Genomic DNA, 24,026 nt, shown 5'->3' with positions numbered 1-24,026 from the left:
GTGAACGGCCTCTCCACCATCCTCATCGTCGTCGGGCTCTTCCTGCTCGGCGGCATCTACTCCTTCGTCAAGCAGCAGATGCCCAAGGGCCTCATCGTGCTCGTCTCCATCGGCGCCGCCATGTGCCTCTCGGCCGGCGTGCTGCGGCTGGACGTGTGGTCATGACCGCGACCGCCGCCAAGAAGGTCGTCGTCTTCGACTACGGCTTCGGCAACGTGCGCTCGGCCGAGCGCGCCCTCGCCCGGGTCGGCGCCGACGTCGAGATCACCCGCGACTACGACACCGCGATGAACGCCGACGGACTCCTCGTCCCCGGCGTCGGCGCCTTCTCCGCCTGCATGGCCGGCCTGAAGCAGGCCCGCGGTGACTGGATCGTCGGCCGCCGGCTCGCCGGCGGCCGCCCGGTCATGGGCATCTGCGTCGGCATGCAGATCCTCTTCGCCCACGGCTTCGAGCACGGCGTGGAGACCGAGGGCCTCGACGAGTGGCCCGGTACGGTCGAGCCGTTGAACGCCCCCGTCGTCCCGCACATGGGCTGGAACACGGTCGACGCGCCGCAGGAGACCGAGATGTTCGCGGGCCTCGACGCCGACGCCCGGTTCTACTTCGTGCACTCCTACGCGGTGCGCGAGTGGACCCTCGAGGTCGGCAACAAGAACATCCGCGCCCCCAAGGTCACCTGGGCCACCCACGGCGAGCCCTTCGTCGCGGCCGTCGAGAACGGCGCCCTGTGGGCGACCCAGTTCCACCCCGAGAAGTCCGGCGACGCCGGAGCCCAGCTCCTCACCAATTGGATCGAGACCCTCTGATCATGGCTCAGAAGCTTGAACTCCTCCCCGCCGTCGACGTCCGTGACGGTCAAGCCGTCCGCCTCGTGCACGGCGAGTCCGGCACCGAGACCTCCTACGGCTCCCCGCTCGAAGCGGCCCTCGCCTGGCAGAACTCCGGCGCCGAGTGGCTGCACCTGGTCGACCTGGACGCGGCTTTCGGCACCGGTGACAACCGGCAGCTGATCGCCGAGGTCGCGCAGGCCATGGACATCAAGGTCGAGCTCTCCGGCGGCATCCGCGACGACGCCTCCCTCGCCGCCGCGCTCGCCACCGGCTGCACCCGCGTCAACCTCGGCACCGCCGCCCTGGAGACCCCCGAGTGGGTCGCCAAGGTCATCGCCGAGCACGGGGACAAGATCGCCGTGGGCCTCGACGTCCGCGGCACGACCCTGCGCGGCCGCGGCTGGACCCGCGACGGCGGCGACCTCTACGAGACCCTCGCCCGCCTCGACTCCGAGGGCTGCTCGCGCTACGTCGTCACCGACATCGCCAAGGACGGCACCCTCCAGGGCCCCAACCTGGAGCTCCTGAAGAACGTCTGCGCGGCCACCGACAAGCCCGTCGTCGCCTCCGGCGGCGTGTCGTCCCTGGACGACCTGCGGGCCCTGTCCGGCCTGGTGCCGCTGGGCGTCGAGGGCGCGATCGTCGGCAAGGCGCTGTACGCGAAGGCGTTCACCCTCGAAGAGGCGCTGGAGGCGGTGGCGTCCGCATGACCGACGGCGTGAAGAAGATCGTCACCGGCGCCCCCTGGGAGGAGCAGTTCGGCTACTCCCGCGCGGTGGAGCTGCCGAACGGTCTGGTCCTGGTCTCCGGCTGTACGTCCGTGATCGGCGGCCAGATCGCCGGCGGCGGCCCGTACGAGCAGGCGATCAACTCCTTCAACGTGGCGTTCGACGCGCTGAAGCAGCTGGGTCTCGGCCCGGAGGACGTCGTCCGCACCCGGATGTACATCACCCACGCGCGGGACGTGGACGAGGTCGGCCGGGCCCACAAGGAGCTGTTCGACGGCGTCCGCCCGGCCGCCTCGATGATCATCGTGTCCGGCTTCGTCGACCCGAGCCTGGTCGTCGAGGTCGAGGTCGAGGCCTTCAGGACCGGTGCGGCATGAGCCTTGCGGTACGGGTGATCCCCTGCCTGGACGTCGACAACGGCCGGGTCGTGAAGGGCGTCAACTTCCAGAACCTGCGGGACGCCGGCGACCCCGTCGAGATGGCCAAGCTGTACGACGCCGAGGGCGCCGACGAACTGACCTTCCTCGACATCACCGCCTCCTCCGGCAACCGGGAGACCACCTACGACGTGGTGCGCCGCACCGCCGAGCAGGTCTTCATCCCGCTCACGGTCGGCGGCGGCGTCCGCGCGGCCGAGGACGTCGACAAGCTGCTGCGGGCCGGTGCCGACAAGGTGGGCGTCAACACGGCAGCCATCGAGCGGCCCGAGCTGATCCAGGAGATCGCCGAGCGCTTCGGCCGCCAGGTGCTGGTCCTGTCGGTCGACGCCCGGCGCACGCCCTCGGGCTCCTTCGAGGTGACGACGCACGGCGGCCGCAAGGGCACCGGCATCGACGCCGTCGAGTGGGCGCACCGGGCCGCCGAGCTGGGGGCGGGGGAGATCCTGCTCAACTCGATGGACGCGGACGGCACGAAGGACGGCTACGACACGGAGATGATCGCGGCGGTGCGCAAGCACGTGACCGTCCCGGTGATCGCGAGCGGGGGAGCGGGCAAGCTCGCCGACTTCCCGCCGGCGGTGGCCGCCGGCGCGGACGCGGTGCTCGCGGCCTCCGTCTTCCACTTCGGCGACCTGCGGATCTCGCAGGTCAAGGACGAGCTGCGGGGGGCGGGCCACCCGGTCCGCTGACCCGTCGTTCCGTCTGGTGCGCGGGGCCCCTTCGGGGGCCCCGCGTTTTCCCCGAATGCGCAAGATCTGTTGTGCAATTCTTGTTGTGCAACTTTTCTTTCGCATCTAGGGTCGGTGTCATGACCTCGCCGGAGAACCGCCGGATCACCGATCTCGGCACCCTCAAGGCCATCTCGCACCCGCTGCGGATGCGCCTCTACCGCGCCCTCTTCGTGGCCCGCACCGCCACCGCGTCCCAGCTCGCCGACCAGGTCGACGAGGCGGTCTCGCTGGTCAGCTACCACCTGCGCAAACTCGCCGAGCACGGCCTCATCGAGGAGGCCGAGACCCAGTCGGCGGACGGCAGGGAACGGTGGTGGCAGCCGAGCTCGTACGGCTTCAGCATCCACGACGAGGACCTCCGCGACGCCCCCGAACTCGCCGCCGCGAGCGCCGCCTTCGGCCGCACGGTCGACGAGCAGCGCACCCGGATGTACGCCCGCTTCCTCGACGAACGGCACACCTGGTCCGACACCTGGCGCTCCGCCTCCCTCAGCGCCGAGTGGCTCCCGCGCCTCACCGCCGCCGAGCTCACCGCCCTCGGCGCCGAACTCGACGCCGTCCTGCGCAAGTACGACCAGCAGGCCCGCGCCGCCGAGGCCGCCGGCGACAACGAGGGCCGCGAGAACGTCGCCATCCACCTCCACGGCTTCCCCTACCGCTCATGACCGCCGTCCTGACCGCCGCCGCCCCGGCGCGGCCCGCCCACCGCGACCCCCAGGTGCTGCGCTGGCTCGGCGCCTTCACCGCCTCCACCCTCGGCGACAGCGTCTACCACCTGGCGCTCTCCTGGGCCGCCGTCCGCGGCGGCACACCGGCCGAGGCCGGACTCGTCATGGCCGTCAGCGCCGTGCCGCGCGCCCTGCTGATGCTCGGCGGGGGAGTGATCGCCGACCGCCTCGGCCCGCGCCGGGTCGTCCTCGCCTCCGACACCGTCCGCTGCGTCGTCGTCCTCGGCGTCGCCGCGCTCGTCCTCGTCACCTCGCCCACCCTCTGGGTGCTGGCCGGCGTCGCCCTCGTCTTCGGCGTCGTCGACGCGCTCTTCATGCCCGCCGTCGGCGCCCTGCCGCCGAGGATCGCCCCGCACGACCAGCTCGCCCGCGTCCAGGGCCTGCGCGGCCTCGCCTACCGCTCCGGGGCCGTCCTCGGCGCCCCGCTCGGCGGCCTCGCGGTCGCCCTCGGCGGACCGGGCGCCGCCTTCGCCGTCGCCGGGGCGCTCTTCGCCCTCTCCCTGCCGCTGCTGCTCGCCCTCCGGCTCCGCCCGCTCACCGGCGAGGCCGCGAAGGAGAACGGCACGGCGTACGGCGATCTCGTCGACGGACTGCGCTATCTCCGCGGCCACCGGGTCCTCGGGCCGCTCATGATCGTCATCGCCCTCAGCGACCTCGGGTTCGTCGGCCCCCTCAACGTCGGCCTCGCGCTCCTCTCCGACCAGCGCGGCTGGGGCGCCTCCGGCATCGGCTGGGTCCTCGCCGGCTTCGGCGTCGGCGCCGGAAGCGCCTCGCTGCTGCTCGGCGTCAAGGGCCGGGTGCCGCGCGCCGGAGCGGTCCTCGGCTGGACCATGACTCTCGGCGCCGTCTCGATCGGCGCGCTCGCCTTCGTCCCGCGGCTGCCCGTCGCCGTCGCGGTCGCCCTCGCGATAGGCCTGCTCGCCGGCCTCTCCGGAGCGCTCTGCGGGGCCCTCGTCCAGACCGAGTGCGACCCCGCCTACCTCGGCCGTGTCTCGGCCGTCTCCAGCCTGGTGAGCCTGGGCCTCGCCCCGCTCACCTACCCGCTCACGGGCGCCGCGATCGGCCTGTGGGGCGTCGGGCCTGTCTTCACCGTCAGCGCGGCGATCTGCGCGCTCGCCGGCGTCTACGGCCTCGCGGTCAGGACCGTACGCAGGGCCGAGCTGCCCCGGTAGCCCTGGTGGGGGCGTCCGGGGCCGGTCGGGGCCCGTCAGGGGCCGGGGTGGCCGCTCAGAGGCCCAGCTGCTTCGTCTCGCGCAGCCGCTCGATCGCCTCCGGCTCGCCCTCCACCTCCACCTTGGCCGCGGACTGGCGCCCGTACAGGTACATCGTGAGCTCGCCCGGCTCGCCGGAGACCGTCACCACCGGGGTGCCGCGGTGCGCCACCGCCGTCTGGCCGTTCGGGCGGCGCAGCACCAGGCCCACCGGGACCTTGCGGCCGAGCAGCCGCGCGGTGCGCTCCAGACGCGACCAGAGGGCGTCCGCGAAGACCGGGTCGAGCTCGCGCGACGACCAGTCGGGCTGGGCACGGCGTACGTCCTCGGCGTGCACGTAGAACTCGACGACGTTGGCCCCCTCGTCCACCTGCTTGATGGTGAACGGCGAGAACCTCGGGGGCCCCGTTCGGATGAGCTGGATCAGCTCCTCGTACGGCTTGTCGGCGAACTCCGCCTGCACCCGGTCCTGCCTGTCCTTCAGCGCCGGTACGAGCGAACCGGCCGCCGCGTCGGGCCGCCGCTCCCGCACCACCACATGGGCCGCGAGGTCCCGGGTCCGCCAGCCCTCGCAGAGCGTCGCGGCGTCCGGACCGGCCGCCTCCAACAGATCGGCGAGCAGAAGCCGTTCACGTTTGGCATGGGTCGACATGACCGCCAGCGTACGGCGGGCGCCGCCGGTCCGCCCAGTGGACGCCCCGCCGGACCCCACCCCGAAGGGCGGCACAATGGCGCCATGAGCAGCAATCTCGACCCGGCCATCTCCGCCCGGCTCAAGCGCAGCCCCGACGGGCTCGTCCCCGCCATCGCCCAGCAGTACGACACCGGCGAGGTGCTGATGCTCGGCTGGATGGACGACGAGGCCCTGCACCGCACCCTCACCACCGGCCGCTGCACCTACTGGTCCCGCAGCCGCCAGGAGTACTGGGTCAAGGGCGACACCTCCGGCCACGTCCAGCACGTCAAGGCCGTCGCCCTCGACTGCGACGCCGACACCCTCCTCGTCAAGGTCGACCAGGTCGGCGCCGCCTGCCACACCGGCGCCCGGACCTGCTTCGACGCCGATGTGCTCCCCGTCTCCGGGTCCGCCGCGGACCCCGTGTCCGAGTAGGGTCTGGCGCCATGGATCTCGACACCTTCCGCAAGCTGGCGGCCGACCGCCGCGTCATCCCCGTCAGCCGCCGGCTGCTCGCGGACGGCGACACCCCGGTCGGGCTCTACCGCAAGCTCGCCGCCGAACGGCCCGGCACCTTCCTCCTCGAATCCGCGGAGAACGGCCGCAGCTGGTCCCGCTACTCCTTCATCGGGGTCCGCAGCGACGCCACCCTCACGGTGCGGGACGGCGAGGCCCACTGGCTGGGCACCCCGCCCGTCGGCGTCCCCACGGACGGCGACCCGCTGCACGCCCTGCGCGCCACCGTCGAGACCCTCCACACTCCCCGCGACCTCGCCTCGGGCATGCCCCCGTTCACCGGCGGCATGGTCGGCTACCTCGGGTACGACATCGTCCGCAGGCTGGAGAAGATCGGCGACTCCACCCGGGACGACCTGGAGCTCCCCGAGCTGACCATGCTCCTCACCAGCGACCTCGCGGTCCTCGACCACTGGGACGGCTCGGTCCTGCTGATCGCCAACGCGATCAACCACAACGACCTGGAGACCGGCGTCGAGGAGGCGTACGCGCACGCCGTCGCCCGGCTCGACGCCATGGAGGCCGACCTGGCCCGCCCGGTCGCCACCGCCCCCACCGCCCTGCCCGCCTCCGAACTGCCCAGTTTTGAGGACGGCACAGTCTCGGCGCTCTGGGGCGGCCCGGCCTACCAGGACGCCGTCGAGGACATCAAGGAGCGCATCCGGGCCGGCGAGGCCTTCCAGGTCGTGCCCTCGCAGCGCTTCGAGACCCGCTGCACCGCCTCCGCACTCGACGTCTACCGGGTCCTGCGGGCCACCAACCCGTCCCCGTACATGTACCTCTTCCGCTTCGAGAACGGCTTCGACGTCGTCGGCTCCAGCCCCGAGGCCCTGGTCAAGGTCGAGGACGGCCACGCGCTGCTCCACCCCATCGCCGGCACCCGGCACCGCGGCGCCACCCCGCAGGAGGACCACGACCTCGCCGAGGAGCTGCTCGCCGACCCCAAGGAGCGCGCCGAGCACCTCATGCTCGTCGACCTCGGCCGCAACGACCTGGGCCGCGTCTGCACGCCCGGCTCCGTCGAGGTCGTCGACTTCATGTCCGTCGAGCGCTACTCGCACGTCATGCACATCGTCTCCACCGTGACCGGCGAGGTCGCCGAGGGACGGACCGCCTTCGACGTCCTCACCGCCTGCTTCCCGGCCGGCACCCTCTCCGGCGCGCCCAAGCCCCGCGCCATGCAGATCATCGAGGAGCTCGAACCCTCCCGGCGCGGCCTGTACGGCGGATGTGTCGGTTATCTCGATTTCGCCGGGGACGCCGACACCGCGATCGCCATCCGCACCGCCCTGCTCCGGGACGGCACCGCGTATGTGCAGGCCGGAGCGGGTGTCGTCGCCGATTCCGACCCGGTCGCCGAGGACAACGAGTGCCGGAACAAGGCCGCGGCGGTCCTGCGGGCCGTCCACACCGCCAACCGGATGAACACGGTCTGACCCCGTAGGGGATAGTGGGGTACGTGAGTGCCGTACCCGTACCCCAGCCCCGCGCCGCCCGCGCGGCCGTCCCCGGCGGCGGCCGCCGCAGCCTGGCCGCGGCCCTCTTCCTCGGCGCCCTCGGCGCCACCGTCGTCCTGCTCTCCGCGGGCCAGATCTGGGCGGAGGGCACCGCCTCCGTCGGCGGCGGCACCGTCCCCGTCGAGGCCGACGGCGGCACCGTCACCGGCGTGCCGACCGCGCTCGCGATCGTCGGTCTCGCCGCGCTGTTCGCCGTCTTCGCCGTCCGCCGCACCGGCCGCACCCTCGTCGCCGCGCTCCTCGCGCTCAGCGGCGCGGGCGCCGCGCTCGCCGCCGTCCTCGGCGCCTCCGACCGGGCGGCCCTGGACGCCGAGGCCGCCCGCATCAGCGGCGACACGGCCGCCGCCGTGGCCGGGCTGAGCCACACCGTATGGCCGTACGTGACCGCCGCGGGCGCCGTCCTCATCCTGCTCGCCGGCCTCTTCGCGCTGCGCTTCGGCAAGAGCTGGCCCGCGATGGGCGGCCGGTACGAGCGCTCCGGCGCCCCCCGCGCCGCGCGCAAGGCCGCCCAGGCCGACCCCGACCGGCCCGAGGACCTGTGGAAGGCCCTGGACCGCGGCGAGGACCCCACCCACGGCGCGTGACGGGGCGACCGGCGGACCCGACGGGACCGCCGGCCGCGACGCGTGATCGTCCCGGCACCCCCGATTCATCCTCGCGCGCCCTCGTGCGGGACAATGAGCGCCGAGAGTCCGCGCACGCGAGACCTCACCATCGAGCAACTGCAACGAGGAGCAACTCATGGCGGGCAGCGCCCACGGACACACCCCGGCCGCCTGGACCGGTGTCATCATCTCCTTCATCGGCTTCTGCGTCGCCGGAGTCTTCATGGTGGCCGCCAACGTGCCCGGTTTCTGGGCGGGCGTGGGTGTCATCGTGCTCGGCGGCATCGTCGGCGGCGCGATGAAGGTGGCGGGTCTCGGCATGCCGAAGGAGTCGGCCTCCGTCACCGCCGCCCGCGAGGCCGCGACGCTCCAGGCCCGTTCCTGACGCGAGACGACGCATCCGAGAGCGCAGTCCGGCCGTGCCGGGCTGCGCTCCCGCGCGTCCAGGGCGAGAATCACCGGGTGGACCCGCAGCCGACGGCCGGAGCCGTGACCGACACATCCAGCACCCGACCGGGTGAACCCGCGGGCGGTCCCGTACCGCCGGCGTCACCGCCACCGCCGACGGCCGCGCCCCAGCACGCGCAGGCGCACGCGCCCGCGTGGCCCGGCCCCGGGGGCCCCGTGCCGCCGCCGCCCCGGTCGCTCGCGCGTCGGCTCCTCGCCCCGGTCGCGACGCTCGCCGGGGTCGCCGCCGCCTTCGCGTACGTCGGGACCGTCGACCCCAACGAGCCGGGGCACTACCCCGTCTGCCCGCTGCTCCGCTTCACCGGCATCTACTGCCCCGGCTGCGGCGGCCTCCGCAGCGCCCACGCCTTCGTCCACGGCGACCTCCCCGCCGCCCTCGGCGCCAACGCCCTCGCCGTCGTCGGCTACGGACTCTTCGCCGTCCTCATGGCCGTCTGGCTGATTCGTGCCATCCGCGGGGTCCCCATGCGCCTCGCGGCCTCCCCGGTCCTGTGGTGGGGCGTCGGGGCCGTCCTCGCCCTCTTCACCCTGGTCCGGAACCTTCCCTTCGGCTCCGCACTGGCCCCCTGAGCGCCCGTACGACACCGCGACGGATCCCTACGGGAGTCCCAGCAGATGGGACGCGACTCCGGTCGATGCGATTCCGGGGCCGTCCTGCGGATAGGATCGATGTGGCTGAACCTGGTTCATCATCACCATCACCGTCCCGGAAGGGGGCCCCTCGCGTGAGTGTGCTCGACGAGATCATCGAAGGCGTGCGCGCCGACCTCGCAGAGCGGCAGGCGCGGGTCACCCTCGACGAGCTCAAGGAGCGCGCCGCCAAGGCGCCGCAGGCCAAGGACGGCGTCGCCGCACTGCGCGGCGACGGCGTCAAGGTGATCTGCGAGGTCAAGCGCTCCAGCCCGTCCAAGGGCGCACTCGCCGCGATCGCCGACCCGGCCGGACTCGCCGCGGACTACGAGGCGGGCGGCGCGGCCGTCATCTCCGTCCTCACCGAGCAGCGCCGCTTCGGCGGCTCGCTCGCGGACCTGGAGGCCGTCCGCGCCAAGGTCGACATCCCCGTCCTGCGCAAGGACTTCATCGTCACCGCGTACCAGCTCTGGGAGGCCCGGGCGTACGGAGCCGACCTCGCGCTCCTCATCGTCGCCGCCCTGGAGCAGGAGGCGCTGGTCTCCCTCATCGAGCGCGCCGAGTCCATCGGGCTCACCCCGCTCGTCGAGGTGCACGACGAGGAGGAGGTCGAGCGGGCCGTCGACGCCGGCGCCCGGATCATCGGCGTCAACGCGCGCAACCTCAAGACCCTCAAGGTCGACCGCTCCACCTTCGAGCGCGTCGCCCCCGAGATCCCCGCGCACATCGTCAAGGTCGCCGAGTCCGGCGTCCGGGGCCCGCACGACCTCATCGCCTACGCCAACGCGGGCGCGGACGCGGTCCTGGTCGGCGAGTCCCTCGTCACCGGCCGCGACCCCAAGGCCGCCGTCGCCGACCTCGTCGCCGCCGGCGCCCACCCCGCCCTCCGGCACGGCCGGAGCTGACCCCACCATGACCCGCCGCCGCGCCACGCCGACCCCTCCGGGCACCGCCCGGGGGACCGTCGGCGTGCCGGGCGGCAGGCTGCGTACCGCGGCCGAGACCGTACCCGCGCCGCACGCCCCGCTGGCCAGGGGCTGCCGTCCGCGTGGCTGCCGCGCGCCCGCCCGCCGTGTCCACGGCCGCCGGGTGCGGTATGTCATCGGCGACGAGCCGGGCCAGGTCAACGGCATGCGATGGCGCCGGCGCGTCGCGCGCCCCACCACGAACGACAGCGACGCCTAGCCGGACGGCGCCTTCTGGCGACCCCTCCGCCCTGTGTGCCCCACGGGCGGCCTCCGGCGCGCCCGCCCTCCCCCGCATCGTCCGGGGGACCTCCACCGCCCCCGGCGGACGAATGCCCACAACTGGGCGGAGGCCGGGGACGGGGCCGTCGTACGTGGTTGGCTTGCGTGCACACCGTGACCATCAACCCCACGTCACACGGGGCACCCGCCCCGCGAGGAGCAATCGCATGTCCAGCGAGTTCTTCATTCCCGACCCGGAGGGTCAGGTCCCGACCGCCGAGGGCTACTTCGGCGCCTACGGCGGCAAGTTCATCCCGGAGGCCCTCGTCGCCGCCGTCGACGAGGTCGCCGTCGAGTACGACAAGGCCAAGTCCGACCCGGAGTTCGCCCGCGAGCTCAACGACCTGATGGTCAACTACACGGGCCGTCCGAGCGCCCTCACCGAGGTCCCGCGGTTCGCGGAGCACGCCGGCGGCGCCCGGATCTTCCTCAAGCGCGAGGACCTGAACCACACCGGCTCGCACAAGATCAACAACGTGCTCGGCCAGGCCCTGCTGACCAAGCGCATGGGCAAGACGAGGGTCATCGCGGAGACCGGCGCCGGCCAGCACGGCGTGGCCACCGCCACCGCCTGCGCCCTCTTCGGCCTCGACTGCACCATCTACATGGGCGAGGTCGACACCCAGCGCCAGGCCCTCAACGTGGCCCGGATGCGGATGCTCGGCGCCGAGGTGGTGGCCGTGACGTCCGGCAGCCGCACGCTCAAGGACGCGATCAACGAGGCCTTCCGCGACTGGGTCGCGAACGTGGACCGGACGCACTACCTGTTCGGCACCGTCGCGGGACCGCACCCCTTCCCCGCCATGGTCCGCGACTTCCACCGGGTGATCGGCGTCGAGGCCCGCCGCCAGATCCTGGAGCGCGCCGGCCGCCTCCCCGACGCGGCGATCGCCTGCGTCGGCGGCGGCTCCAACGCCATCGGCCTCTTCCACGCCTTCGTCCCGGACGCGGACGTGCGCCTGATCGGCTGCGAGCCGGCCGGCCACGGCGTCGAGACCGGCGAGCACGCGGCCACCCTCACCGCCGGCGAGCCGGGCATCCTGCACGGCTCGCGGTCGTACGTCCTCCAGGACGACGAGGGCCAGATCACCGAGCCGTACTCGATCTCGGCGGGCCTCGACTACCCCGGCATCGGCCCGGAGCACGCCTACCTCAAGGACAGCGGCCGCGGCGAGTACCGCGCCGTCACCGACGACGCCGCCATGCAGGCGCTGCGGCTGCTCTCCCGCACGGAGGGCATCATCCCCGCCATCGAGTCGGCGCACGCCCTCGCCGGAGCCCTGGAGGTCGGCAAGGAGCTCGGCAAGGACGCCCTGCTCGTCGTCAACCTCTCCGGGCGCGGCGACAAGGACATGGACACGGCCGCCCGCTACTTCGGCCTGTACGACGGGGAGGGCTCCAAGTGACGACCGGGAACATCCAGCTGCTCAGCGACACCCTCGCCAAGGCGAAGGCGGAGAACCGGGCCGCGCTCATCGCGTACCTCCCGGCCGGCTTCCCGACCGTCGACGGCGGCATCGCGGCGATCAAGGCCGCCTTCGACGGCGGCGCGGACGTGGTCGAGGTCGGCCTCCCGCACAGCGACCCGGTCCTCGACGGGCCGGTCATCCAGACCGCCGACGACATCGCCCTGCGCGGCGGCGTCAAGATCGCCGACGTCATGCGCACGGTCCGCGAGGCCCACGAGGCCACCGGCAAGCCGGTCCTCGTCATGACGTACTGGAACCCCATCGACCGGTACGGCATCGAGCGCTTCACCGAGGAGCTCGCGGCGGCCGGCGGCGCGGGCTGCATCCTGCCCGACCTGCCGGTCCAGGAGTCCGCGGTCTGGCGCGAGAACGCCGACAAGCACGGTCTCGCCACCGTCTTCGTCGTCGCGCCCAGCAGCAAGGACGAGCGCCTCGCCACCATCACGGCGGCCGGCTCCGGCTTCGTCTACGCCGCCTCCCTCATGGGCGTCACCGGTACCCGGGAGTCGGTCGGCGAGCAGGCGGCCGACCTGGTCCGCCGCGCCCGGGCCGCCGCCGCGCCCGGCCGGGAGCTCCCCGTCTGCGTCGGCCTCGGCGTCTCCAACGCCACCCAGGCGAAGGAGGTCGCGGCCTTCGCCGACGGCGTCATCGTCGGCTCCGCGTTCGTGAAGCGGATCCTCGACGCCGACGGCGACGAGAACGCGGGACTCGCCGCCGTAAAGGAACTGGCGGCCGAACTCGCCGAGGGTGTCCGGCGCGTTTCGTAACCCGTTGGGGTGGATCTGCGACCGGGGAGGCACGCACGTGCCTCCCCGGTTCGTTTCCGAGGCGTGAGCCAGAAGAACAGTGGTGACGGTAATCGGAGCGCGCGGGAGCGCCTCCAGCAGCAGCGCGAGCGCGAGAAGGCCCGCGAGAAGCAGCGGCGGATCCTGATCGTGTCCGCGGCGGTGGTCGGCGTCCTCGGCCTCGCCGCGGTCGTCGGCGTGATCGCCGCCGGGGGAGACAAGGACAGCGGATCGGACAAGGCGGGCCCGGTCGTCGCGCCGACCGGCGCGACCGAGGAGGACGGCAAGCCGGCCATCCCGACCGGCAAGGCGGACGCCCCGTCGACGCTGGCGATCTGGGAGGACTTCCGCTGCCCGGCGTGCGCCCAGTTCGAGAACGCGTTCCGGGACACGATCCACGAGCTGGAGGCCACCGGCGCGCTGAAGGCCGAGTACCACCTCGCCACCCTCATCGACGGGAACATGGGCGGCAGCGGCTCGCTGCGCGCGGCGAACGCGGCGGCCTGCGCCCAGGACGCGGGGAAGTTCACCGCGTACCACGACACGCTCTACATCAACCAGCCACCGGAGACGGACGACGCCTTCGGGAAGAACGACAAGCTGATCGAGCTGGCGGCGAAGGTACCCGGGCTCGACACGCCCGCCTTCCGCGGCTGTGTCAACGACGGCACGCACGACAGCTGGGTGGCCAAGTCGAACGAGGCCTTCCGGAACGGCGGCTTCCGCGGCACGCCCTCCGTCCTCCTGAACGGAGAATCGATCTTCCCGCAGAAGGGGAACGAGCAGATCTCCCCGGAGAACCTGAAGAAGTGGGTCGCCGAGGCCAACAAGGGCAAGAAGCCCGGCACGGCCTCCCCGTCCGCCGGTTAGTTACCCATACGTTGCCGGGTGGGCTGCCGTCCCGCCCGCCCGGCAGGGTAGCGTCGGACCTGCCATGGACCTTGCCTACATTCCCAGCCCGTCGACCGGCGTGATCAACCTCGGACCGATCCCGCTGCGCGGCTATGCCTTCTGCATCATCATCGGTGTCTTCGTCGCCGTCTGGTACGGCAACAAGCGCTGGATCGCCCGGGGCGGCACCGCCGGCACCGTGGCCGACATCGCCGTCTGGGCGGTGCCCTTCGGCCTCGTCGGCGGACGCCTCTACCACGTGATCACCGACTACCAGCTGTACTTCAGCGAGGGTGAGAACTGGGTCGACGCCTTCAAGATCTGGGAGGGCGGCCTCGGTATCTGGGGCGCCATCGCGCTCGGTGCGGTGGGCGCCTGGATCGGCTGCCGCCGACGGGGCATCCCGCTCCCGGCGTACGCCGACGCCATCGCCCCCGGCATCGCGTTCGCCCAGGCCATCGGCCGCTGGGGCAACTGGTTCAACCAGGAGCTCTACGGCAAGCCGACCGACCTGCCCTGGGCGCTGAAGATCACCGAGAGCGCGAACCGCGAGGCCGGGCTCTACCACCCGACCTTCCTGTACGAGTCGCTCTGGTGCGTCGGCGTCGCCGTCCTGGTCATCTGGGCCGACCGCCGCTTCAAGCTGGGCCACGGGCGCGCCTTCGCGCTGTACGTGGCCGCGTACTGCGCGGGCCGGGCCTGGATCGAGTACATGCGCGTCGACGAGGCGCACCACGTGCTCGGACTGCGGCTGAACGTGTGGACGGCGATCATCGTCTTCGCCCTCGCCGTGGCCTACATGGTGATCTCGGCGCGGGTCCGTCCGGGCCGCGAGGAGGTCGTGGAGCCGAAGGCCGCGAAGGCCGCCGCCGAGGCCGCTGCCGATGGCGACGACGATGTCGCGGACGCCGCTCCGGACCTGGAGAAGCGCACCGACGCCTCGGGAGATTCGGCCGACTCGGGCGACTCCGGCGACTCCGCCGGGGACGTGGAGCACGGGGCCGACAACGGCGCCGGGTCCGCCGCCAAGAGCTGATCCCTTCCCCAGCCGGCCGAAAGGGCCGCCGGGACCGACAGGTCCCGGCGGCCCTTTCGCGTCTCAGGCCGTCCGCGCCGCGAGCGCGAGGACCCGGTGGGCGCCCGCCACCACCGCCGCGTCGACGAAGCGGCCGTCCGGGAGGGCCTGGGCGCCCGCGCCCGAACCGGCCGCCGCGACGACCTCACGCGCGGCGTCGACCTCCTCGGGGGTGGGCAGGTAGGCGCGTTCGATGACGGGGAGCTGCCGGGGGTGGATCGCCGCCCGGCCGAAGAAGCCCAGGGTCCGGCCGCGGGCGCAGCCGGCCGCCAGCGCCTCCAGGTCGCCGATGTCGGGATGCACCGACTGCGCCGGGGGCGGGAGGGCCGCCGCACGGGCCGCGACGACCACGCGGCCGCGCGCCCAGTCGAGAGCGCTGTCGTCCCGCACGCCCAGATCGGCGCGGAGATCGGCCTCGCCCAGGGCGATCCCCCGGACGGCGGGGTGGGCCGTGGCGAGGGCGTACGCGTGCTCCACGGCGAGGGCGCTCTCCAGGAGCGGGTAGAGGGGGAGGCCCGGGGCGAGCTCGGCGATCCGGTGGATGTCAGTGGGGTGTGTCACCTTGGGAACACGAAGACCGTGGAGGCCGGGGAGGGGGGCCAGGGTGGGGATGTCGTGCGGGGTGTGGACACGGACGTGGACCGGGACCGGGTGGGAGTCCGCGAGCAGATCGACCGTGGCGTCGAGGGCGTACGCCTTGCGGTCCGGGGCGACCGCGTCCTCCAGATCCACGATGACCACGTCGGCGCCGGAGACGAGGGCCTTGCGGACCACCTCGGGCCGGTCGCCCGGGGCGTACAGCCAGGTGAGGGGGAGGCTCATACCGCCCCCTGGTCGCGCAGGGCGTCGATCTCGGCGGGCGTGAGGCCGAGTTCGGCGAGGACGGCGGCGGTGTCGGCGCCGTGCGGGCGGCCGGGCCAGCGGATGGCGCCGGGTGTCTCGGACAGGCGGAAGAGGACGTTCTGCATCTTGATCGGGCCGAGTTCGGGGTCCCGCACCTCGGTGACGGTGCCGAGCGCCTGGTACTGGGGGTCGGTGACGACGTCCCGGACGTCGTAGACCGGGGCGATCGCCGCCTCGGCCTTCTCGAACGCCGCCATGACGTCGTCCCGGGTGCGGCGGGCGATCCAGGACCCGACCGCCTCGTCCAGGACGTCCGCGTGCTCGGCGCGCCCGGCGCCGTCGGCGAACCAGGGCTCGTCGATCAGCTCCGGGCGGCCGACGAGCCGCAGGACCCGCTCGGCGATCGACTGGGCGGAGGTGGAGACCGCGACCCACGAGCCGTCGGAGGTCCGGTAGGTGTTGCGGGGCGCGTTGTTGCGGGAGCGGTTGCCCGTGCGGGGCTGGACATAGCCGAGCTGGTCGTACCAGAGGGGGTGGGGTCCGATGACCGCGAGCATCGGTTCGATGATCGCCATGTCGACGACCTGGCCGCGCCCGGTGGTCGTCCTCGCGGTGAGCGCGGTCATCACCGCGTACGCCGTGGCGAGGGCGGCGATCGAGTCGGCGAGGCCGAAGGGGGGCAGGGTCGGCGGGCCCTCGGGCTCGCCGGTGATGGCGGCGAAGCCGCTCATCGCCTCGGCGAGGGTGCCGAAACCGGGCCGGTGGGCGTACGGGCCGAACTGGCCGAAGCCAGTGACGCGGGCGAGGACCAGACGGGGGTTGACGGTGGAGAGCTCCTCCCAGCCCAGACCCCAGCGTTCCAGGGTGCCGGGTCGGAAGTTCTCCACGATCACGTCCGCGTCGGCGGCCAGCGCGAGCAGGGTGTCGCGGCCGCCGGGGGAGGACAGATCGAGGGTGATCGCCCGCTTGTTGCGGCCGAGGACCTTCCACCAGAGACCGATGCCGTCCTTGGCGGGGCCGTGGCCGCGGGACGGGTCGGGCTTGCGGGGGTGCTCGACCTTGACGACGTCGGCGCCGAAGTCGCCGAGCATCATGGCCGCGAGGGGGCCGGCGAAGAGGGTCGCGAGATCCAGGACGCGCAGGCCCCGCAGGGGGCCCTGGGGCGCCTGAGCGGGGGGTGCGGGCACGGGGCCGGCGGCGGGGGGTGCCGTGGGGGAGTGCGGTGTGGTGGTCATACGCGGTCGGTCTCCCTCTCGTCCCTGTCCTCGTCCCCGCCGGTGGCGCCGAAGGCGGCCTCGATCTCGGTGCGGAACGGCATCGACGTCGACGCGCCCTCGCGCTGGACGGAGAGCGCGGCGGCGATCCCCGCCCAGGCCAGAGCTTCGGGCGCGGGACGGCCCTCACCGAGGGCGACCGCGAGCGCGCCGACGAAGGTGTCACCGGCCCCGGTGGTGTCCACCGCCCGGACACGGGGCGCGGGCACCACGACCGGATCGGCGCCCCGGGCCGCGTACAGGCTGCCGGCCGCGCCCAGGGTGACGACCACCTCGGGGACGTCCCGGAGCAGCGCCAGGGCGGCCTCCCGGGGGTCGGTCAGTCCGGTGAGCGCCGCCGCCTCGTGCTCGTTCGGCACCAACAGATCGGTGGCGGCGAGGAGTTCGGGGGGCAGGGGCTGCGCGGGGGCGGGGGTGAGGACGGTGCGGACACCGAGACGGCGGGCGGTCGCGGCGCCCTCCACGACGACGGAGAGGGGGAGTTCGAGCTGGAGGAGCAGGAGGTCGGCGGTGCCGATGAGGGCCTCGTCGCCGTGGTCGAGGGAGGTGACGGTGCCGTTGGCGCCGGGGACGACGACGATCGCGTTGCCGCCCTCGTCGTCGACGACGATGTGCGCGGTGCCGGAGGCGCCCTCGACGGTGCGCAGGAGGTCGGTGTCCACCGCGCCGTGGTCGAGCGTGGCCCGGAGCCGTACCCCGAACTCGTCCGTGCCGACCGCGCCGATCATCGACACCTCGCCGCCGGCGCGGGCGGCGGCCACGGCCTGGTTGGCGCCCTTGCCGCCCGGGATCGTGCGGAACGAGCGGCCGGTGACGGTCTCGCCGAGGGCCGGGGCCCTCGGGACGTAGGCCACGAGGTCCATGTTGGTGCTGCCGAGTACGACGATGCTGGTCATGGGCGTACTGCCTCCAGGTGGGTCAGCTCGGCCAGGGTGTCGAAGCCGATGCCGTCGAAGGACGGGACCGAGGTCGCGAGACGGTTCTTGAGAGGGGAGGTCCAGCGCTCCGGCAGCCGGTCGGGGTGCCCTGCGAGCAGCCCGGCGACCGAACCGGCGGTGGCGCCGTTGGAGTCGGTGTCCCAGCCGCCGGAGACCGCCGCGCAGATGGAGCGGCCGAAGTCGCCGTCCGCGTAAGTGAGGGCGGCGGCGAGCAGGGCGGCGTTGGGAACGGCATGCACCCAGTGGTACCCGCCGAGTTCGGCGTGCAGCCGGTCGACGACCAAGTCCCAGTCGGTCGTCTCCCGGGCCAGCCCGATCCCCCGGCGGACGGCCACCGCGAGGCGGGAGCGCGGCGGGATCACGGCGAGGCCCCCGGCGAGCGACCGGTGGACGTCGGCGGTGCCCGTCGCGGCGGTGGCGAGGGCGCCGGCGACGAACATGGCGCCGTAGACGCCGTTCGCGGTGTGGGTGAGGGCGGCGTCGCGGTACGCCTGCCCGGCGGCGGCGACCGGGTCGCCGGGGTGCGTCCAGCCGTGGACGTCGGCCCGGATCTGGGCGCCGATCCACTCGCGGAACGGGTTGCGGTGGACGGCGGTCAGCGGGGGTTCGACGCCGTCGAGGAGGTTGCGGTAGGCGACGCGCTCGGCCGTGAAGGTGCGGCCGGCGGGCAGTTCGTCCAGCCAGAGGCGGGCGACGTCGGTGGTGGTGAAGCCGCGGCCGTACCGCTGGAGCAGCAGCAGGTTGAGGAGGGGGTAGTTGAGGTCGTCGTCCTCGGGCATCCCGTCGATGTTCTCGGCGAGCGAGGTGGCGGCCGAGCGACGGTTCCAGGGGTGGGCGGCGAGCAGTTCGGGCGGGACGCCGCGGGCGGTGAACCAGGAGGAGAGGGGCCAGTTGCCGGTGGCTCGGGCGAGGGAGCGGAGGCCGGCCAGGGGGAGCTTCTCGACGGGCTTGCCGAGGAGGCAGCCGGCGGCCCGGCCGAGCCAGGCGGCGTGCAGCCGGTCACGGAGGGCGGTGTCGCCGCGCGCCCCGCTCTCCGCGGGAGGGGCGGGGGGCGGGGTGGTCAGGGCCCTGATCTCGGGGAGGGCGGTGGGCTCGTCGGCGGACAGGGGGGCGGGGAGGTCCGCCAGGGCCGTCAGGAGGGTGTCCGCCAGGGGGCGGAGGTCCGGGCGGGGGGTCCCGGAGGCGCCCGCCGTCCTCGGGGCCGGGGGGCCGCCCGCGTTCTGCCAGCGGGCGGCGATCGCGCGGGCGTCGCGGCCGTCCTCCGCCGCCTGGCGGAGTTCGTGGCCCACCAGGTCCTCCGGCTGGACCCAGGTCAGGCGGAGGTTCATCGGGCCGCCGCACCGGTCAGGGTCGCGAAGGCCGCCTCGTGGGCGCGGCGGCGGTCCCGGTCCTGGGCGAAGATCTCGCGGGCCACCTCCGTCAGGGCCCGCGCCGGGGCGTGGAGGTCAAGACGGCTCGCCTCCGCCACCCGCTTCGCCCACTCCGACGGCACCGCCGACTCCCCGTGCAGCGCGCCCACGATCGCCCCCGCCATCGTGGCGATCGAGTCGCAGTCGCGGCCGTAGTTGACGGAGCCCAGCACCGTACGCCGGTAGTCGCCCTCGCCGACCAGGAGCATGCCCAGGGCGATCGGGAGCTCCTCGATCGCGTGGAGACGGGACGGGCGGCGGGCGCCGAGGGACGGAGCGCGGTAGTCGGGGCCCACCGAGTCGAAGGGGGCCACCGCCTTGCGGAGCGGCGTGAGCGCCGACTCGAAGTCCCGGTGCCGACAGGCCACTTCCGCCACCGCCTCGATCGCGGCCCGCGTCCCGTCCTTGGCCAGCGCCAGGGCCGTGCCGACCACCGAGGACGGCGTGGCGCCGGGGACGCACGCCGCCGCCACCGCCGCCGCGAAGACGCCCGCCGCCTCGCGGCCGTACGAGGACTGGTGGGCGCCCGCGAGGTCGAGGGCCTCGGCGTACGCGGCCTCCGGGTGGGCGGCGTTGACGAGTCCGACCGGCGCCATGTACATCGCGGCGCCGCAGTTGACGATGTTTCCGCCGCCCGCCTCGCGCGGGTCCACATGGCCGTAGTGCAGGCGCGCCACCAGCCACTTCTCCGCCAGGAAGATCCGCTGGAGCGGGAGCGCCTCCGCCTCGAGTTCGGGGATCCAGACGGGGGAGCCCATGAGTTCGGGGACGAGGTGGTCCGCCGCCGCGTACGCGTCGAGGTGGCCGCGGACCTTCTCGTACACCCGGATCAGGGCGTGGGTCATCAAGGTGTCGTCGGTGACGTGCCCGTCGCCCTTGTGGTACGGGGCGATGGGCCGGGCCGTGCGCCACTCGTCGCCGTTCCAGGGGCCGACGATGCCGGTGACGCGGCCGCCGTGGCGCTCCACGATCTGCTCGGGGGTGTAGCCCTCGACGGGGCCGCCGAGCGCGTCGCCGACGGCGGCCCCGAGGAGACTGCCGGTGATCCGGTCATCCAGTGTGGGTGTCATGTCGGAATTGTCCACCCGGGGTGGCCGGTTCCGTGGCTGCGAGCAGCCCGGCGAGTTCGACCAGATCCGTCCCCGCGAGCCGTGGCAGCGCGCACCCCGCCAGCGTCCGGCACGCCTCGCGCCAGGTCGGCGGCACCGAACGGCCCCCGCCCAGCGCCCCGGTGAGCGCGCCGGCCAGCGCGGGCGCGGAGTCGGCGACCCGGGAGAGGCACACGGCGGCCGGTACCGCGGCCGTCATCCCGCCCCGGGCGGCGGTGGCCAGCGCGAGCGCCACCGGGACGGTCTCGGCGGCGGCGATGCCGTAGCTGTAGACGTGGTCCACGATCTGGTGCTCCAGGAGCGGGACCAGCTCGAAGGCCGAACCGGCGGTCTGGGCGAGCTTCACCGCGTACCGGGCGTTGCGGCCGATCTCGGTGACGGGCGGGAGTTCGGCGAGCGCCGCCTCGACGGACTCGTCGACCGTCGCCCCGCCGAGGGCCGCGGCGACGGCCGCCGCCATCGCGCGGGCGCCGTGCACACCGTCGCCGTCCTGGGTGTACCGGGCGTCGAACTCGGCGAGTTCGGCGGCGGCACGGGGGTCCCCGGGGTGGACGACGGCCAGGACGGCGGCGCGCACGCAGGCCGCGTCGTCGAAGAAGTGCGGGTTGTCGTGGCCGGTGGCGGGCGGCCGCAGTCCGGTGGCGAGGTTGCCGAGACCCGCGCGGACGGAGATCCGGGCGCGCAGCGGGAGGACGGCGGACTCGACCTCGGGCGCGCGGGCGGCCGCTGCGGCGACCTGTCCGGCGAGGGCGTTCCAGGCGAGGTCGACGGCGGCGCGCAGACGGCGCTCCGGGGGGAGGCCGGTGAAGACCGGGCCCGAGGCGGTGAGGATCGCCTCGGCGGTGAAGACCGCCCACTCGGCGTCGTCGGAGGGGCCGAGGCGGAGGGGCTCGGGGGGCTGGTTGAGGGCGATGGGGACGGGAAGGGTGGTGGTGGCGTTCTGCTCGGCGAAGGTGTCGAGTTCGCGGGTGAGGCGGCGGGTCCATTCGGGCATGCGGGCGGCGCGGTGCCGGGCGGCGGGCCATCCCGCGGCGTCGCCCGCGGCCAGGCCCAGGAGCAGCCCTTCGACCGCTTCGCGCGGGGCGGTGTGGGGGACGTCGGGGCGGGGGGCGCCGGGCGTGCCGCCCCAGGTGCCGGTGCCGTGGGGCATCGGGGAGGCCGCCGGGTCCTGGTGGTCGCCGAGCAGGGGGCCGGCCGCCGGGTCCTGGTGGTCGCCGAGCAGGGGGCCGGCCGCCGGGTCCTGGTGGTCGCCGAGCAGCGGGGAGGCCGCCGGGTCCTGGTGGTCGCCGAGCAGCGGGCCGGCCGCCGGCGACGGGTGCGGTGCCCACCCTCCCCCGGACTCCGTGTCGGGGTTCCCCCACCGCCCCGCGGAACGATCGCCCACCGGGGTGGGGGCGTTGTCCACGGCGGTCGGGGCGCTGCCCACGCCGGCGGCGGTGGCCGCGGCCGTCGTCGTCGGGTCCGCGCTCATCAGGATTCCCCCTCCGGGGTCAGGAGGTCCGCCACGTCCAGGACGTGGTAGCCGCGCATCGAGGGCAGGCAGCTGCCCGTGACCGGAGTGATGGCCGAGGCCCACTCCTCGGGGATGGACCGCACTCCGCCGGCCGCGCCGGCCAGCGCGCCCGCCACCGCCGCCGTGGTGTCGGCGTCGCGGCCCATGTTGACGGCGGTCAGGACCGCCGTACGGAAGTCGCCGCGCGCCGCCGCGAACGCGCCGAACGCCAGGCCGACCGCCTCAGGGGCCAGGTCCGTCCACGGGTAGCCGCCGATGACGACCGCCGAGCGGACCTGGCGTTCGCGGGTGAGCGGGTCCGGCTGGACGCGCTGCGCGGCGACCACCGCGCGGCGCATGGAGCGGGCCGTCCACGAGTCCATCGGGACGGCCGAGAGGGCCGCCGCGATCACCGAGGTCACCCCCGCTCCCGCCATCGCCGCGGCGACGCCCGCCGCGACGGCCTGGCCCCCGTAGATGCCCTCGCCGTCGTGGCTGACGCTGCCGTCGATCGCGACGAGGCGCGCCGCCTCCGCCGGGCGTCCGGCCGCGAACACCCCGAAGGGCGCCGCCCGCATGGCGAGGCCGTCCGACCACGCGTGGCGGTGCTGGGCCGAGATGGGGGCGGCCAGGCCCCGGCGGAGGTTCTCCAGCGTGCCGCGCTCCGAGAAGCCCGCGCCGCGGAAGGGGCCTTCGTCGAGGTCGGCGATCCAGTGGTGCCAGGCCCTTTCGACGTGCTGGACGGTGAGGGCCGAGCCGTGCCGGGCGAGCAGCAGCGCCGAGAAGATGGCGTACTCGGTGTCGTCGGTCCCGGCCGGGCTGTCCGTCACGAAGCCCTTGATCCGGCCCCAGCGGCGGCGGATCTCGGAGGGGCGCATGTTCTCGGCGGGCGCGCCGAGCGCGTCGCCGACGGCGAGGCCGAGGAGCGCCCCTCTCGCCCGTTCGCGCACATCGCGTGCCGTGGTGGTCACCATGTCCGTGGCCCCTTCCTCGGTGGGGGCGCATCGACGGCGCCCCGATGCCTGGATCTGTGCCACCGCGGGCGGCGAACTCGCCGAAGAAACGTCTCTGTCACCCGCCTGACACCCCGCCAGAACCCGTTCCCGCAGCAAGGTTCGCCTTAGTAAGTACGGCCTGCCTTGCTGGCGCGCCCCTTACATCGCGCGTATTTTCGAGGGCGTTGGGGGTAGGCGGGTGCGACCCGGGCCCGCCGGAACGAGGGGAGAGCCATGTCCATCATCGAAGCTCAGGCACCACTGCACGAGGCCCACCGCGACAACCACACGCACCGTGACGTGAACGGCGGTTGGCTCCGTCCCGCGGTGTTCGGCGCGATGGACGGACTGGTGTCCAACCTCGCCCTGATGACCGGTGTCGCCGGCGGTTCGGTCTCCACGCAGACCGTCGTCATCACCGGCCTCGCCGGACTCGCGGCAGGTGCCTTCTCCATGGCCGCCGGCGAGTACACCTCCGTCGCGTCGCAGCGCGAGCTCGTCCAGGCGGAACTGGATGTCGAGCGCGTCCAGTTGCGCAAGCACCCCGTCGACGAGATGGAGGAGCTCGCCGCGCTCTACGTCTCGCGCGGCGTCGAGCCCGCCCTCGCCCGCGAGGTCGCGATGCAGCTGTCGAGGGACCCCGAGCAGGCCCTGGAGATCCACGCCCGCGAGGAGCTCGGCATCGACCCGGACGACCTGCCGTCGCCGACGGTCGCCGCGGTCTCGTCCTTCGGTTCCTTCGCGCTCGGCGCCCTGCTTCCCGTGCTGCCGTACCTGCTCGGGGCGACCGCGCTCTGGCCTGCCGTGCTGCTCGCGCTCGTCGGGCTCTTCGCCTGCGGCGCGCTCGTGGCCCGGGTGACCGCGCGCGGCTGGCTCTTCAGCGGAATGCGCCAGCTCGTCCTCGGCGGCGCCGCGGCGGCCGTCACCTATGGACTCGGCATGCTCCTCGGGGCCGCGCTGTAGCCCCGCCGGCTGCTCCGCTCCCGCCGTCGGGAGCCGGTACGGATTCCGTACCCCTCCAGAAGACCGAGAGGCTCCCGAAAGGGGCCTCTCGGTCTTTTCGCGCCCCTTTTCCGGGGCGAAAGCCCCGTACCGGCTGTGACGTATATCCCTGGCCCGATCCGCCGCCGCGATGAGACACTATGCACGACGCCACATATGTAGCCGGTTACCCGGCGGTTTCGAACCCGTGACCAACGGGAATGAGGCATGAGCGTCGCTGGGCAACGAAGCCCACACAGTGACGGGTCGCAGGAGACCCGGAGATCCTCCGGACCGCGCCGACCCGTCCCCCGCGGGACAGTCTCTGTCGCCGCGAACCACAGGTGAACCCACACCACCGCTCCGTATCGGCGGTGTCCGCATGCTGGAACGAGCTATCCGCTAGGCGAGAAGCACGCCATCATGTAACCTGCA

General features: G+C 73.8%; 27 protein-coding genes. 19 read left to right on the top strand and 8 right to left on the bottom strand.

Features of this window, described 5'->3' with window-relative positions; all coding sequences use genetic code 11:
• The 7 genes from DEJ43_RS37345 (at nucleotide 1) to DEJ43_RS08420 (ending at nucleotide 4,632) form a co-directional block, all read left to right on the top strand.
• Complete coding sequence (locus DEJ43_RS37345) at nucleotides 1-165, top strand: hypothetical protein (protein WP_015032910.1); 165 nt, start codon at nucleotides 1-3, stop codon at nucleotides 163-165.
• Nucleotides 162-809: an imidazole glycerol phosphate synthase subunit HisH gene (hisH, locus tag DEJ43_RS08445; protein WP_015032909.1), complete on the top strand. Its 648-nt coding sequence runs from the start codon at nucleotides 162-164 to the stop codon at nucleotides 807-809. Before DEJ43_RS37345 ends, hisH begins: the two co-directional genes overlap by 4 nt.
• A 2-nt stretch (nucleotides 810-811) precedes the next feature.
• A complete protein-coding gene (gene priA, locus DEJ43_RS08440) occupies nucleotides 812-1,543 on the top strand; it encodes a bifunctional 1-(5-phosphoribosyl)-5-((5-phosphoribosylamino)methylideneamino)imidazole-4-carboxamide isomerase/phosphoribosylanthranilate isomerase PriA (RefSeq protein ID WP_015032908.1) in 732 nt (243 codons plus the stop codon).
• The gene (locus tag DEJ43_RS08435) at nucleotides 1,540-1,938 is read left to right on the top strand and encodes a RidA family protein (RefSeq protein ID WP_015032907.1); all 399 of its coding nucleotides are present in this window, start codon (nucleotides 1,540-1,542) and stop codon (nucleotides 1,936-1,938) included. Before priA ends, DEJ43_RS08435 begins: the two co-directional genes overlap by 4 nt.
• Complete coding sequence (hisF, locus tag DEJ43_RS08430; RefSeq protein ID WP_015032906.1) at nucleotides 1,935-2,690, top strand: imidazole glycerol phosphate synthase subunit HisF; 756 nt, start codon at nucleotides 1,935-1,937, stop codon at nucleotides 2,688-2,690. Before DEJ43_RS08435 ends, hisF begins: the two co-directional genes overlap by 4 nt.
• A 119-nt stretch (nucleotides 2,691-2,809) precedes the next feature.
• Nucleotides 2,810-3,397: an ArsR/SmtB family transcription factor gene (locus tag DEJ43_RS08425; protein WP_015032905.1), complete on the top strand. Its 588-nt coding sequence runs from the start codon at nucleotides 2,810-2,812 to the stop codon at nucleotides 3,395-3,397.
• Nucleotides 3,394-4,632, top strand: coding sequence for an MFS transporter (locus DEJ43_RS08420; protein ID WP_015032904.1), 1,239 nt, complete (start codon nucleotides 3,394-3,396; stop codon nucleotides 4,630-4,632). The genes DEJ43_RS08425 and DEJ43_RS08420 overlap by 4 nt, the downstream gene beginning before the upstream one ends.
• Before the next feature lie 55 nt (nucleotides 4,633-4,687).
• On the opposite strand, the gene DEJ43_RS08415 is transcribed toward DEJ43_RS08420, so the two are convergent.
• Nucleotides 4,688-5,323: a TIGR03085 family metal-binding protein gene (locus tag DEJ43_RS08415; RefSeq protein ID WP_015032903.1), complete on the bottom strand. Its 636-nt coding sequence runs from the start codon at nucleotides 5,321-5,323 to the stop codon at nucleotides 4,688-4,690.
• A gap of 84 nt (nucleotides 5,324-5,407) precedes the next feature.
• Here DEJ43_RS08415 and hisI point away from each other — a divergent pair, with 84 nt between their 5' ends.
• From hisI to lgt, 11 genes are all read left to right on the top strand, one after another.
• Nucleotides 5,408-5,782 (top strand): phosphoribosyl-AMP cyclohydrolase, encoded by a 375-nt coding sequence (gene hisI / locus DEJ43_RS08410; protein ID WP_015032902.1) that lies wholly within the window; start codon nucleotides 5,408-5,410, stop codon nucleotides 5,780-5,782.
• An 11-nt stretch (nucleotides 5,783-5,793) separates the two neighbouring features.
• Nucleotides 5,794-7,299 carry an anthranilate synthase component I gene (locus DEJ43_RS08405; RefSeq protein WP_015032901.1) on the top strand — a complete coding sequence of 502 codons (1,506 nt, stop codon included), beginning with the start codon at nucleotides 5,794-5,796 and terminating at the stop codon, nucleotides 7,297-7,299.
• Nucleotides 7,300-7,313: 14 nt separating this feature from the next.
• On the top strand, nucleotides 7,314-7,964 hold the full coding sequence (locus DEJ43_RS08400) for a TIGR02234 family membrane protein (RefSeq protein ID WP_015032900.1): 651 nt from the start codon (nucleotides 7,314-7,316) through the stop codon (nucleotides 7,962-7,964).
• 157 nt (nucleotides 7,965-8,121) lie between these two features.
• The gene (locus DEJ43_RS08395; protein ID WP_015032899.1) at nucleotides 8,122-8,370 is read left to right on the top strand and encodes an HGxxPAAW family protein; all 249 of its coding nucleotides are present in this window, start codon (nucleotides 8,122-8,124) and stop codon (nucleotides 8,368-8,370) included.
• Nucleotides 8,371-8,447: 77 nt separating this feature from the next.
• Nucleotides 8,448-9,023 (top strand): DUF2752 domain-containing protein, encoded by a 576-nt coding sequence (locus DEJ43_RS08390; protein WP_411572262.1) that lies wholly within the window; start codon nucleotides 8,448-8,450, stop codon nucleotides 9,021-9,023.
• A gap of 155 nt (nucleotides 9,024-9,178) precedes the next feature.
• Nucleotides 9,179-9,988, top strand: coding sequence for an indole-3-glycerol phosphate synthase TrpC (trpC, locus tag DEJ43_RS08385; RefSeq protein ID WP_041662254.1), 810 nt, complete (start codon nucleotides 9,179-9,181; stop codon nucleotides 9,986-9,988).
• Nucleotides 9,989-9,995: 7 nt separating this feature from the next.
• Nucleotides 9,996-10,268, top strand: coding sequence for a tryptophan biosynthesis modulator TrpM (trpM, locus tag DEJ43_RS08380; RefSeq protein ID WP_041662252.1), 273 nt, complete (start codon nucleotides 9,996-9,998; stop codon nucleotides 10,266-10,268).
• Between the two features lie 229 nt (nucleotides 10,269-10,497).
• Nucleotides 10,498-11,736, top strand: coding sequence for a tryptophan synthase subunit beta (trpB, locus tag DEJ43_RS08375; protein WP_015032895.1), 1,239 nt, complete (start codon nucleotides 10,498-10,500; stop codon nucleotides 11,734-11,736).
• Entirely contained in the window at nucleotides 11,733-12,566 is an 834-nt protein-coding gene (gene trpA / locus DEJ43_RS08370) for a tryptophan synthase subunit alpha (protein ID WP_015032894.1), read from the top strand. Before trpB ends, trpA begins: the two co-directional genes overlap by 4 nt.
• A 63-nt stretch (nucleotides 12,567-12,629) precedes the next feature.
• Complete coding sequence (locus DEJ43_RS08365; protein WP_015032893.1) at nucleotides 12,630-13,454, top strand: DsbA family protein; 825 nt, start codon at nucleotides 12,630-12,632, stop codon at nucleotides 13,452-13,454.
• Between the two features lie 64 nt (nucleotides 13,455-13,518).
• Entirely contained in the window at nucleotides 13,519-14,511 is a 993-nt protein-coding gene (gene lgt / locus DEJ43_RS08360; protein WP_015032892.1) for a prolipoprotein diacylglyceryl transferase, read from the top strand.
• Between the two features lie 63 nt (nucleotides 14,512-14,574).
• Here the strand turns inward: lgt and DEJ43_RS08355 are convergent, their stop codons facing one another.
• From DEJ43_RS08355 to DEJ43_RS08320, 7 genes are read right to left on the bottom strand one after another with little or no spacing between them, the layout of a single operon-like run.
• Nucleotides 14,575-15,372: an HpcH/HpaI aldolase/citrate lyase family protein gene (locus DEJ43_RS08355; RefSeq protein ID WP_071891244.1), complete on the bottom strand. Its 798-nt coding sequence runs from the start codon at nucleotides 15,370-15,372 to the stop codon at nucleotides 14,575-14,577.
• Entirely contained in the window at nucleotides 15,369-16,628 is a 1,260-nt protein-coding gene (locus DEJ43_RS08350) for a CaiB/BaiF CoA transferase family protein (RefSeq protein WP_015032890.1), read from the bottom strand. The genes DEJ43_RS08355 and DEJ43_RS08350 overlap by 4 nt, the downstream gene beginning before the upstream one ends.
• Nucleotides 16,625-17,563, bottom strand: a complete 939-nt coding sequence (gene rbsK, locus DEJ43_RS08345) for a ribokinase (protein WP_015032889.1) — start codon at nucleotides 17,561-17,563, stop codon at nucleotides 16,625-16,627. The genes DEJ43_RS08350 and rbsK overlap by 4 nt, the downstream gene beginning before the upstream one ends.
• Nucleotides 17,560-18,933, bottom strand: a complete 1,374-nt coding sequence (locus tag DEJ43_RS08340; protein WP_071891239.1) for an ADP-ribosylglycohydrolase family protein — start codon at nucleotides 18,931-18,933, stop codon at nucleotides 17,560-17,562. The genes rbsK and DEJ43_RS08340 overlap by 4 nt, the downstream gene beginning before the upstream one ends.
• Nucleotides 18,930-20,084, bottom strand: coding sequence for an ADP-ribosylglycohydrolase family protein (locus DEJ43_RS08335; RefSeq protein ID WP_015032886.1), 1,155 nt, complete (start codon nucleotides 20,082-20,084; stop codon nucleotides 18,930-18,932). The genes DEJ43_RS08340 and DEJ43_RS08335 overlap by 4 nt, the downstream gene beginning before the upstream one ends.
• Nucleotides 20,065-21,594 carry an ADP-ribosylglycohydrolase family protein gene (locus tag DEJ43_RS08330; protein ID WP_015032885.1) on the bottom strand — a complete coding sequence of 510 codons (1,530 nt, stop codon included), beginning with the start codon at nucleotides 21,592-21,594 and terminating at the stop codon, nucleotides 20,065-20,067. Before DEJ43_RS08330 ends, DEJ43_RS08335 begins: the two co-directional genes overlap by 20 nt.
• Complete coding sequence (locus DEJ43_RS08320; RefSeq protein ID WP_015032884.1) at nucleotides 21,594-22,589, bottom strand: ADP-ribosylglycohydrolase family protein; 996 nt, start codon at nucleotides 22,587-22,589, stop codon at nucleotides 21,594-21,596. Before DEJ43_RS08320 ends, DEJ43_RS08330 begins: the two co-directional genes overlap by 1 nt.
• Nucleotides 22,590-22,844: 255 nt before the next feature.
• On the opposite strand from DEJ43_RS08320, the gene DEJ43_RS08315 reads away from it, so the two are divergent.
• A complete protein-coding gene (locus DEJ43_RS08315) occupies nucleotides 22,845-23,573 on the top strand; it encodes a VIT1/CCC1 transporter family protein (RefSeq protein ID WP_015032883.1) in 729 nt (242 codons plus the stop codon).
• Nucleotides 23,574-24,026 lie beyond the last annotated feature (453 nt).

The sequence above is a fragment of the Streptomyces venezuelae ATCC 10712 genome (genome assembly GCF_008639165.1).
Taxonomy (GTDB): Bacteria; Actinomycetota; Actinomycetes; order Streptomycetales; family Streptomycetaceae; genus Streptomyces; species Streptomyces venezuelae.
Note: the sequence above shows the minus strand (reverse complement) of the source record. Positions and strands in the feature narration are given on the sequence as shown.